The organism is bacterium (genome assembly GCA_024224155.1).
GTDB lineage: Bacteria > Acidobacteriota > Thermoanaerobaculia > Multivoradales > JAHEKO01 > CALZIK01.
In genome coordinates this window covers 1-17,361 of the sequence record JAAENP010000545.1, presented here as the reverse complement: position 1 = coordinate 17,361, position 17,361 = coordinate 1, and the positions used below count along the sequence as shown (strand labels likewise).

General features: G+C 64.8%; 13 protein-coding genes. 8 read left to right on the top strand and 5 right to left on the bottom strand.

Translation table 11 applies throughout. The annotated features are described in order from the left end of the window. The 4 genes from GY769_25250 to GY769_25235 form a co-directional block, all read left to right on the top strand. Positions 1 to 776, top strand: a 776-nt coding sequence (locus tag GY769_25250) for a fatty acid desaturase (GenBank protein MCP4205231.1), incomplete at its 5' end; no start/stop codon positions are given. Between the two features lie 153 nt (positions 777 to 929). Next, a complete protein-coding gene (gene nifJ, locus GY769_25245) occupies positions 930 to 4,625 on the top strand; it encodes a pyruvate:ferredoxin (flavodoxin) oxidoreductase (GenBank protein MCP4205230.1) in 3,696 nt (1,231 codons plus the stop codon). 13 nt (positions 4,626 to 4,638) lie between these two features. Continuing rightward, positions 4,639 to 5,637, top strand: coding sequence for a dihydroorotate dehydrogenase-like protein (locus GY769_25240; GenBank protein ID MCP4205229.1), 999 nt, complete (start codon positions 4,639 to 4,641; stop codon positions 5,635 to 5,637). A 63-nt stretch (positions 5,638 to 5,700) separates the two neighbouring features. Further along, positions 5,701 to 5,985, top strand: a complete 285-nt coding sequence (locus tag GY769_25235; protein ID MCP4205228.1) for a DUF2277 domain-containing protein — start codon at positions 5,701 to 5,703, stop codon at positions 5,983 to 5,985. Here the strand turns inward: GY769_25235 and GY769_25230 are convergent. The 5 genes from GY769_25230 to GY769_25210 form a co-directional block, all read right to left on the bottom strand. Continuing rightward, positions 5,982 to 7,970: a hypothetical protein gene (locus GY769_25230; GenBank protein MCP4205227.1), complete on the bottom strand. Its 1,989-nt coding sequence runs from the start codon at positions 7,968 to 7,970 to the stop codon at positions 5,982 to 5,984. The two genes, GY769_25235 and GY769_25230, sit on opposite strands and share 4 nt — an antisense overlap. Further along, positions 7,967 to 8,860, bottom strand: coding sequence for an ABC transporter ATP-binding protein (locus tag GY769_25225; GenBank protein MCP4205226.1), 894 nt, complete (start codon positions 8,858 to 8,860; stop codon positions 7,967 to 7,969). The genes GY769_25230 and GY769_25225 overlap by 4 nt, the downstream gene beginning before the upstream one ends. Beyond that, positions 8,841 to 9,263, bottom strand: a complete 423-nt coding sequence (locus GY769_25220; protein MCP4205225.1) for a GntR family transcriptional regulator — start codon at positions 9,261 to 9,263, stop codon at positions 8,841 to 8,843. The genes GY769_25225 and GY769_25220 overlap by 20 nt, the downstream gene beginning before the upstream one ends. Before the next feature lie 349 nt (positions 9,264 to 9,612). Continuing rightward, positions 9,613 to 11,184: an MFS transporter gene (locus GY769_25215; GenBank protein MCP4205224.1), complete on the bottom strand. Its 1,572-nt coding sequence runs from the start codon at positions 11,182 to 11,184 to the stop codon at positions 9,613 to 9,615. 6 nt (positions 11,185 to 11,190) lie between these two features. After that, positions 11,191 to 12,429, bottom strand: coding sequence for an HD domain-containing protein (locus GY769_25210; protein ID MCP4205223.1), 1,239 nt, complete (start codon positions 12,427 to 12,429; stop codon positions 11,191 to 11,193). Between GY769_25210 and GY769_25205 the strand changes: the two genes are divergently transcribed. The 4 genes from GY769_25205 to GY769_25190 all read left to right on the top strand — a co-directional run. Then, positions 12,375 to 14,843, top strand: coding sequence for an AAA family ATPase (locus GY769_25205; GenBank protein MCP4205222.1), 2,469 nt, complete (start codon positions 12,375 to 12,377; stop codon positions 14,841 to 14,843). The two genes, GY769_25210 and GY769_25205, sit on opposite strands and share 55 nt — an antisense overlap. Positions 14,844 to 14,846: 3 nt before the next feature. Next, positions 14,847 to 15,656 carry a universal stress protein gene (locus GY769_25200; GenBank protein MCP4205221.1) on the top strand — a complete coding sequence of 270 codons (810 nt, stop codon included), beginning with the start codon at positions 14,847 to 14,849 and terminating at the stop codon, positions 15,654 to 15,656. Between the two features lie 35 nt (positions 15,657 to 15,691). Beyond that, positions 15,692 to 16,438, top strand: a complete 747-nt coding sequence (locus GY769_25195; GenBank protein MCP4205220.1) for a nucleoside phosphorylase — start codon at positions 15,692 to 15,694, stop codon at positions 16,436 to 16,438. A gap of 88 nt (positions 16,439 to 16,526) precedes the next feature. Beyond that, positions 16,527 to 17,361: PhnD/SsuA/transferrin family substrate-binding protein (locus GY769_25190; protein MCP4205219.1), on the top strand; the 835-nt coding region annotated here is incomplete at its 3' end.

The window sequence follows — 17,361 nt, the reverse complement described above, 5'->3', positions numbered from 1 at the left end:
TGAACAACGCGGTGGGTGCCGCGATCGGTGTGGTGACGCTGACACCGTTCGCCTACTGGCGCCGTACCCACGCGATTCATCACGGAACTTCCGGCGATTTGGATCGGCGCGGTCTCGGAGACGTCGAGACACTCACCGTCAAGGAGTACCGGGAGCGATCCCGGTGGGGCAGACTCAAGTACCGGCTCTATCGCCATCCGTTCGTGCTTCTGGTCATCGGACCGATCTACCAGTTCGTGCTCAAGCAGCGCCTGCCGCTCGATATTCCCCGGACTTGGAAACGGGAATGGGCGAGCGTCATGTGGACCAACCTGGCGATCGCGGCGGCCGTTCTCGCCGGCTGGCAGCTCTTTGGCCTCCAGCGCTTCCTTCTGGTGCAGTCGCCGATCATCTTGTTGAGCGGAACGCTGGGTGTCTGGCTGTTCTACATTCAGCATCAGTTCGAGGACACCTACTGGCGCGAGCACGAGGAATGGGACTTCCATCGCGCTGGGATCGAGGGCAGCTCCCTCTATGACCTGCCGGCGTTCCTGCATTGGTTCACCGGCAACATCGGCTTCCACCACGTCCATCATCTGGCTGCGGCGATTCCCAACTACCGGCTCAAGAAGTGCTTCACCGAGGTGCCGGAGCTGCACCACGTGACCCGCTTGACCCTGTGGTCCAGTATCCGCAGCGCGAGGCTGCACCTCTGGGACGAGGTCAACGGCCGGCTGGTCAGCTTCCGGCAGGTACGGCGCCAGCTGCGCCGGCCGGACTCACAAACGAACGCCTGACGCGCGGCCTCTCTCGGCGCCGCGCGCTGGGTCTCAGCGAACTGGGCTCGAGCCCCCACCCGGGGGTGGGGCGGCGACTGTCCCGCCAGGTGTGGTGACGGGCCACCGCCCCTTCTACGATGCCAGCGGAACCGTATAGGCGAGGCGATGACCATGAACAAACCGAGTATGACTACCATCGATGGCAACGAGGCCGCCGCCTCGGTCGCCTATCGAACCAACGAAGTAATCGCGATCTACCCGATTACACCGGCCTCTCCGATGGGCGAGCTGGCCGATGCGTGGTCGGTCGAGAAACGGCAGAACGTCTGGGGTCAGGTGCCGGATGTCGTCGAGATGCAGTCCGAGGGAGGAGCGGCGGGAGCCGTCCACGGAGCCATTCAGGCCGGCTCGCTGGGCACCAGCTTCACCGCGTCGCAGGGGCTGCTGCTCAAGATCCCGAACATGTACAAGATCGCCGGTGAGCTGACGCCTTTCGTGCTGCACGTGGCGGCGCGCACGCTCGCGACGCATGCGCTGTCGATCTTCTGTGACCATTCGGACGTCATGGCCGCCCGTCAAACGGGCTTCGCCTTTCTGGTTTCGGGTTCGGTGCAGGAAGCCCACGACATGGCCGCGATCGCCCAGGCGGCGACGCTCGAATCGCGGGTTCCGTTCCTGCACTTCTTCGACGGCTTCAGGACCTCGCACGAGATTCAGAAGATCGCGGAGCTGTCGGATGCCGTCCTGCGCGAGATGATCGACTTGCGCTGGGTCGAAGCTCATCGGGCCCGAGCACTCACTCCGGACAGTCCGGTCCTGCGGGGCACCGCCCAGAATCCCGATGCCTTCTTTCAAGCGCGAGAGGCCTGCAACGGCTTCTACGACGCCTGCCCCGGTATTGTCCGGTCGACCATGGCCCGGTTCGCCGAGCTCACGGGTCGGCAGTACGACCTCTTCGAGTACGCCGGTCATCCGGAGGCCGAGCGGGTCTTGGTGCTGATGGGATCCGGAGCCGAGACCGCGCACGAGACGATGGCGCGACTCGCCGGCGCGGGCGAGAAAGTCGGCGTGCTCAAGGTGCGGCTCTACAGGCCCTTCGACGTCGAGGCCTTCGCCCGAGCGCTGCCGGCAACGGTTCGCAGCCTGGCCGTCCTCGACCGGACCAAGGAGCCGGGTGCGGTGGGTGATCCGCTCTACCTCGACGTCATTGCGGCCACGCGTGAAGCCGAGAATCAAGGTGTCGCGCCCTGGTCCGAGTCTCCTTCGATCGTGGCCGGCCGCTATGGCCTTTCGTCCAAGGAGTTCGATCCGGCCTGCGTCGAGAGCGTTCTTCGCGAGCTGGCGGCGCCGAGTCCCCGCAACCACTTCACGGTCGGGATCGTCGACGACGTGACGCAGACCTCGCTGGAAGTGTCCCAAGAGGGCGACGTGCCGGCGGACGAGAAGAGTGTCCGAGCGATTTTCTTCGGACTCGGTTCGGACGGCACGGTGAGCGCCAACAAGAACTCGATCAAGATCATTGGCGAGAACACCGATAAGCACGTCCAGGGCTACTTCGTCTACGACTCGAAGAAAGCCGGCGCGATCACGGTCTCCCACCTGCGCTTCGGCGACCTCCCGATCCGTTCGGCCTACCTGGTGCGCCAGGCCCAGTTCGTCGCCTGCCATCAGTTCGACTTCCTCGAGCGCTTCGACGTTCTCGAGCGAGCGAGTCACGGTGCGACCTTCCTGTTGAACTCGCCGCACGCGGCCGATCAGGTCTGGGACTGGCTACCGAGGGAGGTCCAGGAAACCATCATCGAGAAAGACCTGGTCTTCTGGGTGATCGATGCCTACGGGCTGGCTCGCGAGCTGGGTTTGGGGGGACGCGTCAACACCATCATGCAGGCCTGCTTCTTCGCGTTGACCGACATCCTGCCTCGCGACGAAGCGCTGGCGGAGGTGAAGAAGGCGCTGGAGAAGAGCTACGGCAAGCGCGGTCCGGTGCTGGTCGAGAAGAACTTCCGGGCTGTCGACGCCGCGGTCACGAGACTGTACCCGGTGGAGGTCCCGCCGCAGGCGACGGCGAAGAGAGGCCGGCCGCCGATCGTTGCCACCGAGGCGCCGGATTTTGTTCAGAAGGTGACCTCGGTCATGCTGGCCGGCAAGGGCGACCTGCTGCCGGTGAGCGCCTTTCCGGTCGACGGAACCTGGCAAACCGGCACCACCCAGTGGGAGAAGCGCAATATCGCCCAGGAGATACCGATCTGGGACCCGAAGATCTGTATCCAGTGCAACCACTGCGTCCTGGTCTGTCCCCATGCGGCCATTCGCTCGAAGGTTTTCGAGGCGGCTAGCGGCAACGGGGGCAACGGAGGTATCGGAGACAAGGGCTCGTCCGCGCCGGATAGCTTCCAATCGGTGCCCTACAAGGCGAAGGAATTCAAGGGCCTTCAGTACTCGCTGCAGGTCGCGCCCGAGGATTGCACCGGCTGCCACCTGTGCGTCGAGGTCTGCCCGGCGAAGGACAAGGCCAGCCCGAAGCGCAAGGCGATCAACATGGAGGAACAGCGGCCGATACGCGACCGGGAACGCGAGAACTACAGGTACTTCCTGGACATTCCTGATATCGATCGAGCCCTGGTGCAGCGCCTGGACGCCAAGGGCTCGCAGTTCCTCGAGCCGCTGTTCGAGTACTCGGGAGCCTGTGCCGGCTGCGGAGAGACTCCCTACGTCAAGCTCATGACCCAGCTCTTCGGCGACCGGCTGTTGATCGCCAATGCCACCGGGTGCTCCTCGATCTACGGCGGCAACCTGCCGACGACGCCGTTTACCAAGGACCGGAACGGGCGTGGTCCGGCCTGGTCGAACTCGCTCTTCGAAGACAACGCCGAGTTCGGGCTCGGCTTCAGGCTGGCCGTGGATCATCTCTCGGGGCAGGCACGCTCACTGCTCGCCGGCCTCGAAGGGCGCGTCGGCCAGGGTCTGGTCAAAGAGATCTTGGCGGCCGAGCCGGATGACGAGGCCGCGTTCGCCGAGCAGCGCCGCCGGGTCGAGCGCTTGAAGACCAAGCTCGACGAGCTGGCCGGCGCTGCTGGCGCTGCTGGCACTGCTGGCACTGCTGGCACTGATAACCAAGATGCCGCCAGGCTTCGAGAGGTCTGCGATTACCTGGTGCCCAAGAGTGTCTGGCTGCTGGGCGGAGACGGCTGGGCTTACGACATCGGCTACGGCGGCCTCGATCACGTCCTGTCGCTCCGGCGCAACGTCAACGTGCTGGTGATGGACACCGAGGTGTACTCGAACACAGGCGGTCAGGCGTCGAAGGCGACGCCACTGGGCGCAGCCGCGAAGTTTGCCGTGGCGGGCAAGGAGATCGCCAAGAAGGACCTGGGGCTCGAGCAGATGAGCTACGGTCATGTCTATGTCGCTTCGATCGCGTTCGGCGCGGACATGAACCACGCCGTCAAGGCGCTGCGCGAGGCCGAGGCCTATCCCGGCCCCTCGCTGGTGATCGCCTACAGCCCCTGCATCGCTCATGGCTACGACCTCGCTCACGGGGTCGAGCACCAGAAGATGCTGGTCGACACCGGGATCTGGCCGCTCTACCGGTACGACCCGAGGCGTGCGACCGAAGGCCTGCCGCCGCTCAAGCTCGATTCCAGGGCTCCGCGCCGCCAGGTTCGAGACATTCTTCCGCTCGAGACCCGTTTTCGGATGGTGGAGAAGCTCGATCCGGCCCGCTACCGGGAATTCCTGGCAGAGAGCCAACGACAGGCCGAGCGCCGCTATGCGATCTACCAGCAGCTCGCGGAGGTTTCGGTACCGCAGAGCGAGGCCGATGCGGAGCAAGAAGCCGCTTCGACGGCTTCGACCGCATCGAATTGAGGAGAGCACGAGAATGGATCTGACCACCGACTATCTGGGCCTCGAGCTGGCGAATCCCTTCATGACGGGCGCGTCGCCGCTCGCGGACGATCTCGATACCGTCAAGCAGCTCGAAGACGCCGGGGCGTCCGCGATCACCGTGCGATCGTTGTTCGAAGAACAGATCGACCAGGAACAGGTCGCAACTGCGGACTTTCTGGATTCGCCGGCCTATTCGTTTGCCGAGGCGCTGAGCTATCTGCCGGCGCCGACCGAGTTTGCGCTCGGACCCGAGGAGTATCTGGAGCAGATTCGCCTGATTCGCGACGCGGTCGACGTTCCGGTCGTGGCGTCACTCAACGGAACCCACGGCGGTCGCTGGCTCGACTACGCGGAGTTGATCGAGGAGGCCGGTGCCTCGGCGCTCGAGCTGAACCTCTACGAGCTGGTGACCTCGGTCGACGAGACCGTGGTCGATGTCGAGGACTCGAGCGTGCAGATGGTCTACGAGCTCAAAGCCCGGATCGGTATTCCGCTGGCGGTCAAGCTGTCGCCGTACTACACGGCTCTGCCGAGCTTCGCGGGGCGTCTGGAGAGCGCCGGCGCCGAGGGGCTGATTCTCTTCAACCGCTTCTACCAGGCCGATATCGACGTCGAGGAGCTCGACGTGGTGCGCAGCCTGAACCTGTCGAGCCCGACCACGCTTTTGCTGCGTTTGCGTTGGCTCGCGGTTCTCTCGAGCCAGCTGCGATGCTCACTGGCGGTTTCGGGAGGTGTCCACACCGGGGTCGACGCGGTCAAGGCCGTCATGTGCGGTGCTCACGGGGTTCAGATGGTGTCGGCGTTGCTCAAGAACGGCCCTGGGCGGCTGGCGGAGATCCGAACCCAGTTCGAGAACTGGCTGGTGGAGCATGAGTACGAATCGCTCAACCAGATGCGCGGCAGCATGAACCTGGAGCACTCTCCGGATCCCGCGGCGTTCGAGCGAGCAAACTACATGCAGATTCTCCAAAGCTGGCGCGGTCACGGCTAGCGCCGGCCACTGAGCTCCGACACCGGCTGCTAGGATCTCGCGGGAATCTTCCGGGAGGCCGCCATGTGCCGAAACATCCGTTCCCTTTTCAATTTCGATCCAGCAGCCACTGACGAGGAGCTGCGCGACGCGGCGCTCCAGTACGTGCGCAAGATCAGCGGCATGCGCGCGCCGTCCAGGGCCAACGAGGCTACCTTCGATCGGGCGGTCGACGAAGTCGCCGCGGCCACCCAGCGCTTGGTCGACGGCCTCGAAACCACCTCGCCGCGACGCAATCGCGAAGAGGAGCGCGCCAAGGCCCGGGCGCGCTGGCAGAAGCGGTCCGCGCGCATTCAAACAGCGGGCTAAAACGATATGTCAGGCAGCAGCCCCATCCCGGGACGGCCCCCCCGGACTCGCCGGCCTCGGGTCAGCTGTCTGTACGAGCCGTCCCTTTCGCGTTCGTACAAGCTGTCGTTCGCATCGCTGAACAGAGAGGTCGATCGGGCTCCAGGCGGGTCTTCCGGCTTCGACATCGAATAGAAGAAACCCAGGTCTCGGATCGAACCGTCCTTCAGATCGAGGACCCGGCTGGCCCACGAAGACCGAGATTGGTGACGGCGGCCTTTCGTCCGGTCTCCCGTGTGGATCGTGATGAATAGTTCGTCGCGGCTCGCTTGTCCGCCGATCCAGACGTATCCAGTTCGTCCGAGCTCGAATCGGCGCAGGCTCTTGCCGCTACGATCATACAGACGAAGTGTGGCGTTCTCGCCGGACTGGTCGTAACCGATGATCCGTCCGTCAGAGAGAAACCTGTAGTCCAGGGTGTTCCATTCATCCGATGTGTCGGAGTTGAAGTCGACGAGCACTTTACCGGTTGCGAGATCGACTAGAGCCGGACCCGAGATCAATGTTTGACCCTGTGGAAACCAGCGGGACCGGGCGTGCTGCGCCAGCGGCTCGGTGACAGTGGAGCGCGTGTTGCCGGTTTGGATGTCAATCGTGTCGACCAGGAAGACCTGTTCGTTGGCACCTACATGCCCGTCCAGGTCGGGCTCCGCGATCAGCATTTGCTGACGAAGCAATTGCAATGTCTGGGAGTCACGAAACACGGCGCCGCGGAGAAGGCCTCTTTCAAGCTTCTGGGCCAGAACCTGCACTCCCGAACCCACATCGATGACCCTCAACTGCTGGCCATGAGGGCAGACGGCCACGAGGCTGCCGGTCGGCGAGACGGACAGGAACCTCCTTCCAATGCGTGGAACCGGTATCGAGACAGGGCTCTTCACCCGCAGTGGCTCTGGAGCGGTCAGATCCATCGAGTAGAGATCGCTGGTCATGGCTCTGGGGTCCGAGCGAGCGAGCCAGAGAGCTTTGCTGCCGTCCTTGGTGAGGGTCACTGATTGCGCTGAGTTCAAGCGGATGAAGTCGCTCGTGGCGGTATTCCAGAAGAACGAGGGTTGGTACTTGAAGGACCAGCTCGTCGCTCCTTTGAGGTACAGCCATTGTCCAATGCCGCTTTGGACATGGTCGAGTGCCCAGACGTCGGTTGGTTCAGGATGGGAAGCGCGATAGGCCGAGATCGCCAGCCAAGAACCGATCGTGAGAGAAAGGCAGCCCAGCACTGCCGACATCCAGCGATGGCTGCGCGCGAGATCTGTGCGGCCGCGAGCTATCTGGAGCAACCACGAAACCAGGACGGCCGGTATCAAGAGCAACAGGCAGAGGCCGAGGATCCACTTCCAGAGGGAAGAGGCAAAAGCGGACTCCAGTTGCGAATGAGACCAGAATCCGAGGGCGGCGAGGATGGCGAGCCAAGCGAGATCCACGGCCAGCCAGGCATCGCGAGCCCTGAGCGCAAGAGACAAGTAGTGGGCGGACCCCAGAACCAGCAGGAGCGCCCCAATCGCGAAGGCAGCGACCAACGTTGCTTCAGTAGCTCCAAAACCGCGTCCGGTGCCGAGTCCCACTCCTCCCCAGTCCGAAGCGAGCTCGGCCAGTCGAGGTGTCGCCGGCGTCGCGGCCAGGAGGCCGCCACCGGCTACGAGGACAAGAGCGGCGGCGAGCTTGGCGCTCAGCAGCGTCCCTGCGCCGATGGGTCGCGAAAAGAAGAAGCTCTGCCGCCCCGCGGCGAGCTCCGACGCGATGCCGGTTGCGCCGAGGACAACCGCGAGGATCAAAGCGTAGCTGAGTGCTAGCGCCATCGCGGTTGCCTCGCGGACGTCTCTTGCAGAGTCGTTCGTGGTGGAGAGGAGGGGTGCCAGGAGAGAAATCAGCGCCAGGAATCCGGCGATCAAGAAGACCAGGCGATGTTCGCCGATCTCGCGGATGAAGACGGCCGTGAAGGCTCTCATGCCGGACCTCCCGAGCCGGTGACTGCGACGAAGATCTCTTCGACGGAGAGCGCTCCGGCCGGAGTGCCGAACAGCTCGGTCGCCGTACCGGCTGGCTCCAGCGCGACAATGGCCTCGGTGCCCCAACTGTTGGTTTCGACGGCGATCGGCTGAAGGGCCTCGACCTCGCGCGACACGACTGCCGGATCGACCTTGTTGGAGAACATCAGCTTTCTGAAGCCCCGCTTGAGGGCGTCGATGTCCTCGTCCATGACCAGCCGGCCCTCGTGAAGGATGCCAACGCGTTCCGCGATCCTCTCGACTCCGAGCAGGTCATGAGTAGCGATGAGGACCGTTGGCTTGTGCTCGGCCATTTCGTCAACCAACTCCTCGAACAGCGATTTGCGGGCGACCGCGTCGAGACCGAGTGTGGGGTCGTCCAGAATCAAGATCTCGGGTTGGTGCCCCAGAGCCAGGGCCAGGTGCACCTGGGTCTTCTGGCCGCGCGAGAGCTTTCCGAAAGGCACGTCGAGTGGAATCGAAAAACGCTCGAGTCGAGCTTTGGTTTCTGCCTGGGACCACCGAGGGTAGAGACGCCGGCAGAAGCGCAGGAGTTGCGCGACCCTCATTCTCGGCGGCGCATCGGGCGTCTCGGGGACAACGCCGATCTCGTTCATCAAGGACTTGCGCTTCTTCCAGGGGTCTTCGCCGAGTAGCCGAATCTTTCCGGCGCGCGCGGGTCTATGGCCGAGAAGACTCCGAATGAGCGACGACTTGCCGGTGCCGTTTCGACCCAGCAGCGCGTAGGTAGTGCCACGCCGAACTTGGAAGGTGACATCTTCCAGAACGGGGCTTCTCCCGTAGGCAATAGAGACGTTCTGGAGATGGAGGTCACAGTCGGATTCGGGCATGCTTCCTCTCCCGCAAACTCGTGGCACCCTCCAGGTGCTCGGACCAGATCTCGTCGAGCACACTGGAGAGCTCATCAGCACTCACATCCAGGCCCATGGCGAACTCGATGAGACGAGCCGCTTCGGACCGCAGGATCTCTCGACGACGGCGGCTGTCCAGGCGCGGTGCGGTGACTGCCACGAACGTTCCCTCTCCACGACGCACCTCGAGATAGCCGGCGTCGGTCAGGCTGCGGTAGGCCTTGGAGACCGTCGCCGGGTTCACCCGCTGTGACCTGGCAAGTTCGCGGACCGACGGAACGGCAACGCCCGGTTCGAGCCGTCCCCTCCGAATCAGGTCGCGCAGCCCCTGCTCGATTTGGCGCCAAATGGGTCGAGCGTCTCTAGGGTCTATTTCGATCATTGGTGTGTCACTGTACTAATACAGTATACACCTGGGAGCGAGCGGGTCAAGCTCTCGTCTGGGCGGCGGGCTGGAGATACCCCAAAACGATGTCAACGTGGCCCCTGGCGGTCGAGCTCCGTGTGTAGGGCTCGGACAGATAGGTAACAGGACGATCGCTACGTTCCCGGTCGACTGAGAGGCCGGCCGCGTGCGCCTCGGAGCGAGCCTCGCCATCGGCTGATGGCTCGCGGAGAGGCAGCACCGGCGGCCTACTGTCGGCTGGAGCTACCGAGAGACTCGTCGGAGCTCGACTGCCACAACCAAGACGGTCGACACGGAGTTCGACCGCTACAAAAACGGACGGGGGCTAGGCCTCGCCCGCCGCCCGGGCGCGCTCGACGCGGTCGCCCTCTTCGCGCTCTACGAAGCGGCTGGCGATCCAAAGCAGGACAAAAGCCAGGATGTAGGCCGCCAGCGAGACCATGAGGGCGCGCTGAAGTGCCTCGGCACTTGGCGCGCCGGCGCTCACGAAGCGGTCGCTCAGCTTGCCGATCGCGTACGGGCCGAGAGCCAGTCCGACGAAAGTGACCGCCAGGAGGTAAAAGGCGGAGGCCGAGGCGCGCATGCGCGGCAGGACGATTTCGTTGGCCAGCGCCACCGCCGATCCGATCCAAAACGGCGAGGACAGTTGAAAGCCGAAGACCAGGGCGTAGGCGGTGGTGCGCTCGCCCGAGTTGAGGAAAAGCACTCCAACGGCGAGAGCCGCGGCGGCCGTTGCCATGCCCACGTGAAGCCGGGCGCGGGGATTCCTTTGCTTGAGCCAGTCCGAAAAGACGCCGCCGGTCGTTACGCCCAGCCAGCCCGCCACCGCGGTCACCACGCCGAGGACCATACCCACCTGGCCGACGCCGGCGTCGAAGACGCGAATGAAGTAGGGAGCGAACCAGAAGCCGAGGCCATAGCCGGCGAACGACAGGAATCCGAAGCCGAGCATGCCGAACACCATGGCTCGGCTTCGGTAGATGAGCACATACGCCGGCCGGTCGCGGAGCGCGAGGCCCTGCAGCCAGGAAAAGAAAGCGTAGAGACCGATGGCCAGGGCGACCCATTGAATGGTGTCCCCGGTCGCAGCGGTCAGCGCCCAGGCGGTCGCGGCGCAGGCGCCCGCGATAGCCAGGTTTCGGACCACGCCGCGAAGCCCCGATTCACCGCGTGCGATCGAGAGCACGGTGAACGGCGGCACGATGGCCGCGATCTCTCGGAAGAGCTCTCGAAAAGGATGAGGATGAAGCTCAGCGGCGGCCAGACCCTCCGAAGCGCCGCGGGCCGGCTCGCGGAGCGTCCAGACCCAGAGCGCCATCAGGAGCCCCGGCAGGCCGACGCCGAAGAACGCCGCTTGCCAGCCGACCAGGCCGAACGGGCCGCCGGTCGGGAAAGCGCTGTTCCAGGAGTCGACGATCCAGCCGCCGAGAAAGAGCCCGACGCCCGAGCCGATGAAGACGCCGCTCGAATAGACGGCGACGGCCGTGGCTCGCCGGCGAGGCGGGAAGTAGTCGCCGAGCATCGAGAACGCCGCCGGGCTGGCACTCGACTCGCCGATGCCGACGCCGATCCGAAACGCGGCCAGGCTCGCGAGGCTCCGGGCCGTGCCGGAGAGCGCCGTCATCGCGCTCCAGGCGAACAGGCCGATTGCGATCACCTTCTTGCGAGTCCAGATGTCAGCCAGGCGTCCGAGCGGGATGCCGAAGATGGCGTAGAAGACCGCGAACGCCGTGCCGTAGAGGAAGCCCAGGCTGGCGTCCGAGAGCCCCAGGTCGGCCTTGATGTCCTCGGCGAGGATCGAGAGGATCTGCCGGTCGATAAAGTTGAAGACGTAGACCAGGACGAGTACGGCCAGGGCGTATGCGGGATAGCCCCTCGATGGACGGTTTCCGTCCACGCGCTACTAGACGGTTCTGGCCGGCCGGAAGATCTGGTCGTGGACCCGCAGGGCGTAGCGGTCGGTCATGCCCGCGACCACGTCGAGGACCTGGGTCACGAGGGGCTCCTCGCGCAGGCGGTAGCTCGCGGGCATCTCGTCGGGATGGTCGAGGTAGTAATCGACGAGGTCACGGAGAATGCGCACCGCCTTCGCGGCCTGGATCTTGGACTCGGGTCGCAGGTAGACGTTCTCGAACATGAAGGCGCGAAAGCCGTTCATGGCCTCGAGCACGCGGGGAGCTATGGCGACCTCGCCCAGCCGAATCGACTCGTCGATGACGGCGTGGATCATGGTCGAGACCCATTGCCGTCCGGGTTCGCCGAAGACCGCGCGGCTCTCTGCCGGCAGCATCGCGTGAGTGAGAATGCCCGCACGCACCGCATCCTCCATGTCGTGGACCAGATAGGCGATGCGGTCGGCGTAGCGGATCAACATGCCTTCCTGAGTGGCGGGCCCAGGTGTGATTTTCCAGGTATGGGCGCGGATGCCGTCGAGAACTTCCCAACTCAGATTGATCGGCTCGAGGACGCTGAAGACGCGTACGCCCTGTTCGGAGTGGAGCCACTCGCCTTCGACGTACGGCGACAGGGCCTCTTCGCCGATGTGCCCGAACGGTGCGTGCCCGACTTCATGGCCGAGACAGATAGCCTCGGTCAGGGTCTCGTTGAGGCCCAGCGCGGCGGCCAGCGAGCGAGCGATCTGGGTGACCTGAAGGGTGTGCGTCAACCGGGTGACGACATGGTCGCCCTCGGGATTGATGAAGACCTGCGCCTTTTGCTTGAGGCGGCGAAACGGTTTCGAGTAGAGGATCCGGTCTCGGTCCCGCTCGAAGCAGGTCCGGTAGGGATCCGGAGCTTCCTCTTGCTCGCGGCCGCGGCTGTCCGCCGAACAGACCGCGATCGGCGCCAGAAACTCGCGCTCGCGCCGCTCTCTGATCTCACGTTTGAGCTCTGTAAAGCGTCCTGAAGTGGTTTCGCTGACGGCCAAACAAGCCTCCTCATGCCCCTTTTTGGGGCGGCGAGTGTAGCAGGCGCGATGGTCTTGTGTGGCGCCCCGGGTCGCCTCGAACGAGGCTACCCAGCGGCGTGGTCCGGTCCCGCCTATACGGGTATGGACGGCCTGGGGAGCCGGCCGGAGACTGACGAAGGATGCGAACCGTCGCGGAGCTCTCGCCGAGCGACCTGTACCGCGCTTGTGATGCATCGAAGCTTGGCTTCGACACGACATCCGAGCTCGAGGCGCCGACCGAGGCGCCCGGGCAGACGCGCGCGCTGGCGGCGGTCGAATTCGGCATCGAGCTCGAGGGTGCCGGCTACAACGTCTTCGCGTTCGGCCCGCCGGGGATGGGCAAGCACGGCGCCATTCAGCGCTATCTCTCGGCCCGGGCGAAGGAGCAGCCGAAGCCCGATGACTGCTGCTATGTCAACAACTTCAAGGAGGCGCAAAAACCGCACCTGCTCAGACTTCCGGCGGGTAAGGGCGCGGAGCTTCGGTCCGAAATGGAACGTCTCATCGCTGAGGTCGGGACGGTGCTCCGGGCCGTGTTCGAGGGCGAGGAATACCAGGGTCGGCGCAGAAGCATCACCGAAACCGCCGAGCAGAGGCAGCAGGAGATTATCGAGACTCTGGCCAAGAAGGCCGCGGACAGCGGGATCGCATTGCTGCGTACGCCGGTCGGTATCGCCTTCGCTCCGTTGAGCGATGGTGAGATCGTCAGCCCCGAGCAGTTCAGCGAGCTGCCGGAAAAAGAGCAGGAAAGGCTACGCGGCGAGATCGAGCGCTTCGAGAAGAAGGTCGGCCAGGCCCTGCACCAGGAGCCGGTCGTGCAGCGCCAGGTGCGGGATCAGATCCGAGAGCTCAATCGAACGGTGAGTCGCCGGGCCATCGGTCCTCTCATCGCGGACATGCGCGAGGCGTTCGCGGGCTTTGCCAAGGTCGAGTCTTATATCACCGAGGTCGAGAACGAGATCCTCGACCACGCGCATTCCTTTCTGGCACGGGCGCAAGGAGACGACGCCCAGCAGCAGCTGCAGCGGATGTTGGGCGGTGAGCCCGCGGACGAGGGCTTCTCGCAGCGGTTCGAGGTCAACCTGCTGGTGGATCACTCCGAGTCCGAAGGCGCTCCGGTGGTCTACGAGGATCACCCCTCGGTACAGAACCTCCTGGGCCGTATCGAGCACCTTTCGAGAATGGGGACGCTGGTCACCGATTTCACGATGATCAAGGCGGGCGCCCTGCATCGCGCCAACGGCGGCTATCTACTGGTTGACGCGATCCGGCTTCTGCGCGAGCCCCTCGCCTGGGAGGCGCTCAAGCGAATGCTCGAGTCGCGGCGCGTCACGATCGAGTCGCTGGGGCAGCTCACCAGTCTGGTCAGCACCTACTCGTTGGAGCCGGAGCCGGTGCCGCTCTCGGTCAAGATCGTCTTGATCGGTCCGCCAATCGTCTACTACCTCCTTTCGGCCCACGACCCCGACTGTCGAAGGCTCTTCAAGGTCAAAGCCGATTTCGGCGAGCGCATGGAGCGCGACGAAGCGGCGGAAGCCGCCTATGCACGTCTGGTTGCCGGGCTGGCCGCGGATCACGGTCTCAAGCCATTCGATAGCACCGCGGTTGCGCGCATCATCGAGCACGGCGCCCGGCTGGTCGGCGATGCCGAGAGGCTCTCTCTCTCGGTCGAGGCGATCGAAGGGTTGGCTCGTGAGGCGGACCACTGGGCGGGCAAGAACGGTAACGGTCGGGTCACGGCGCAGGACGTTCAACAGGCGCTCGATGCCAAGGAGTTTCGCGCCGATCGGATTCGCCAGAGAATGCTCGAAGAGACTCTACGCGAGACCATCCTCGTGGATACCGAAGGTTCCGAAGTCGGCCAGGTCAACGGGCTGTCGGTACTGACGCTGGGCGACTACTTGTTCGGTCGGCCGAGTCGCATCACCGCCCGTGTGCGTCTCGGCAAAGGAGAGGTCCTCGACATCGAGCGCGAGGTCGAGATGTCCGGGCCCATCCATTCCAAGGGCGTCCTCATCCTGGCCGGATTCTTGGGCTCCCGCTATGCCGCCGAACGGCCTTTGTCACTGTCCGCGAGCCTGGTCTTCGAGCAGTCTTACTCCGGCGTCGACGGCGACAGCGCCTCCTCGGCAGAGCTCTATGCGCTGCTCTCGGCGATCGGCGGGTTTCCTCTGCGTCAGTCTCTGGCGGTCACCGGCTCGGTCAATCAGCTCGGCCAGGTTCAGGCAGTGGGAGGGGTGAACGAGAAGATCGAAGGGTTCTTCGACCTCTGTGAGAAGCGAGGTCTGACCGGTGACCAGGGGGTTCTGATCCCATCGTCCAACGTCAAGCACCTGATGCTGGCCGGGCGGGTCGTCGATGCGGTCAGAGACGGGAAGTTCCATATCTACCCGGTAGCGACGATTGACCAGGGGCTCGAGGTGCTCACGGAGTTGGCCAGCGGCGAGCCGGACGAGGAGGGGACGTATCCGCAGGACAGCATCAACGGCAAGGTGCAGGCAAGGTTGGAAGTGCTTACCGAGCGCGCGCGCTTCTATTCGAGTCCGCCCGCGGAGCCGATCGGAGAAGAGAAGGGCGAGCCGGTCGGTAGCGACTCCCGTAAAGGGTGAGCCTTGACGACACTTCGACGAATCTTGGTCGCCATTGACGCCTCTCCGGCAAGCCTGGCGGCCGCCGAGGCGGCGGCCGAGCTGTCCAAGCAGCTGAGCGCGGAGCTCGAAGGCGTATTCGTTCGAGAGCACGAGCTCTTGGCGTTGGCCGGCTCGCCGTTGGCGCGGCATCTCGACCTGTTCACCGCCTCGATTCGCGAGTTCGAGGCGCGCGATCTCGATCGAGATCTCACTCGGCAGGCGGCAAGAGCCGGGGCGGCTCTTGGCGAAATCGCCAAGCGAGCCGGGGTAGAGCACAGGTTTCGGGTCGCCCAGGGCACGGTGGCGACCGAGATCGCCCGCGCCTCGGACGAAGTCGACCTGGTGATTCTGGGCGCGATGGGCTGGTCGTCTCGGTCCCGAGCTCGGACCGGCTCGACCGTGCGCGAGCTACTGTTGCGCCGGGACAAGCACACCCTGGTGCTGGAGCGTTGGGTGGGCATCCAAGCGCCGATACGGGTGGCCTGCAATGGCACGGCTATCGGTGCCCGTGCCTTGGAGGTGGCCATCAGCATCGCCAAGGCCGCCGGGCAGACGGTCGAGGCGGTTCTGACGGAGCCGGATTCCGACGAGCTTCGCCGCCAGGTGCTCGAAGCTCTCGAAGGAGCAGAGGTGGCTGGCTCGATAACCGAGCTGTCTGGAAGAGCGGGCCGGACCGGTCATGATCTCGTGGCCGGCGAGCATGGCCTTCTGCTGCTGCCGCAAGATCTCTCCGAGCTGGACGTCGAGCAGGTTCTGGAGGAGGCGAGCACCCCGATCCTCCTCGTGAGCTGATCGAAGCGGCGCGGGCGTTGCTAGACTCCGGTGCGGTGACGTCGAGCCGCTCATTCGGTCACAGCAACAATCCCGGCTTCGCCTGTGCCGAGAGAGTTCTGCTGCTGCCGTTCGGAAGGGAGTCCTACCTGCCCGCGATGGTCGAGCGCTGGGGTGGCGAGGCGGTGCCGATGGACGAGACCACCGACCGGATCGTCTACCGGCTCGAGACGGCTGACGAGTCGGTGACGCTTGTCTACACCGGCATGGGGGCTCCGGCGACGGCGAACGGCCTGGAGATGATCGTCGCCAATGGTGGCAAATGGGTGGTGGTGTTGGGTGCCTGCGGCGGAGTGGTTCCGGAGGTCGCGGTGGGCGATCTCATCGTGGCCGAAGAGGCGGTGCGCGGAGAGGGTACGTCGCGCTACTACGCTTCTCAGGAAACGGCCGCGGAGTGCGATCTCGCAATGACCGAGGCTCTGTGGAAAGCGGCCCGCGATACCGGGTACTCCGAGGTGCATCGCGGCAAGGTCTACACGACCGACGCCGGCTACCGCCAGGGCTCCGAGATCTACGACGGTCGCCACGGCCGGGTGCTGGGCGTCGAGTGTGAATGCTCGGCAGCGGCGATCGTTGCCCGAACGCTTGGTCTCCAGCTGGGCACGATCCTGTTCGTCACGGACAACGTCACCCTGGCCGAGGAACGAGATCGGAAGTACCGCGGGTTGAAGGATTCAAGGGTGCGCTCGGGCTTCGAGGCAGCTTCGAGCGCGGCGGTCGAGGCGCTCTTGGCGCGGGCTTGAATCGAGCCGATCGAGAGGCTGTGACAATCTCGTGGCGGGGCTCCCGGCGAGCCCCGAACGGGGTAGAGTAGAGCGCCCGAAAAAACGAATGATGACGACTCCCGGTCCTTCTTGGCTTCCACGCATCGGCTGGTCGATTGCCGTTCTTGCGCTTGTGGTTTTCGGCTGGGGGCTCGACCGTCGCCAGAGGCTCGAAGCCAAGGGCGACGAGGTGCTGCGGATGCTCTTCGTGCCTTCGGTCGAGCAGGGGACCACGGTCGAGCGCGCGGACGAGCTAGCTCGTTTCATTCGGGAAGACTCGGGTTTGATTCTCCAGACCGAAGTGCCGACCAGCTACGCGGCAGTCATCCAGGCGCTGGGCTCGCAGCAGGCCGACGTCGCCTGGATGCCCGCGTTTGCCTATGTGATCGCCCACGGGCGCTACGGGGCCGAGGCCCGTCTCCAAGTCGTGCGCAGCGCCGAGCGGGACGGCATCATCGTCACACGGAGCGGTCAGGGCGAGCCGGCGACACTCGCCGACCTGGCCGGTCGCAGTGTCGCCGTGCCGGCGTCGGTCAAGGGCGAGCTGCGCGCCAAGTTGGTGGTCGCCCTGGACGAGCAGGCGCCTGGGTGGACCGAGGTCGAGGCGGAGAGCGACAAGGTGGCCGTCCGACTGCTGGTCGACCGCCCCTTCGAGATCGCCGCCGCCGCTTCGACGCACGTCTTTTCAGGGCCCTACGACCTGATCGGCGACGGCCGCAAGGAGCTCGAGTACGACCAGCCCGGCACACTCGAGCGCACCCGGATCGTCTATGAGACCGAGGAGCCGGTACAGGATCTCGACACCGTCTATCGCGGCTGCGTGATGGCGAGACGGGATTCGGGCATCCGCCGGCTGGGAGATCTCAACGGTCGGAGCTTCGCCTTCTCGGACGAGACTTCGA

Coding starts and splice junctions, on each gene's coding strand:
- nifJ (MCP4205230.1), top strand. CDS start 930: ATGAACAAACCGAGTATGACTACCATCGATGGCAACGAGGCCGCCGCC.
- GY769_25240 (MCP4205229.1), top strand. CDS start 4,639: ATGGATCTGACCACCGACTATCTGGGCCTCGAGCTGGCGAATCCCTTC.
- GY769_25235 (MCP4205228.1), top strand. CDS start 5,701: ATGTGCCGAAACATCCGTTCCCTTTTCAATTTCGATCCAGCAGCCACT.
- GY769_25230 (MCP4205227.1), bottom strand. CDS start 7,970: ATGAGAGCCTTCACGGCCGTCTTCATCCGCGAGATCGGCGAACATCGC.
- GY769_25225 (MCP4205226.1), bottom strand. CDS start 8,860: ATGCCCGAATCCGACTGTGACCTCCATCTCCAGAACGTCTCTATTGCC.
- GY769_25220 (MCP4205225.1), bottom strand. CDS start 9,263: ATGATCGAAATAGACCCTAGAGACGCTCGACCCATTTGGCGCCAAATC.
- GY769_25205 (MCP4205222.1), top strand. CDS start 12,375: ATGCGAACCGTCGCGGAGCTCTCGCCGAGCGACCTGTACCGCGCTTGT.
- GY769_25210 (MCP4205223.1), bottom strand. CDS start 12,429: ATGCATCACAAGCGCGGTACAGGTCGCTCGGCGAGAGCTCCGCGACGG.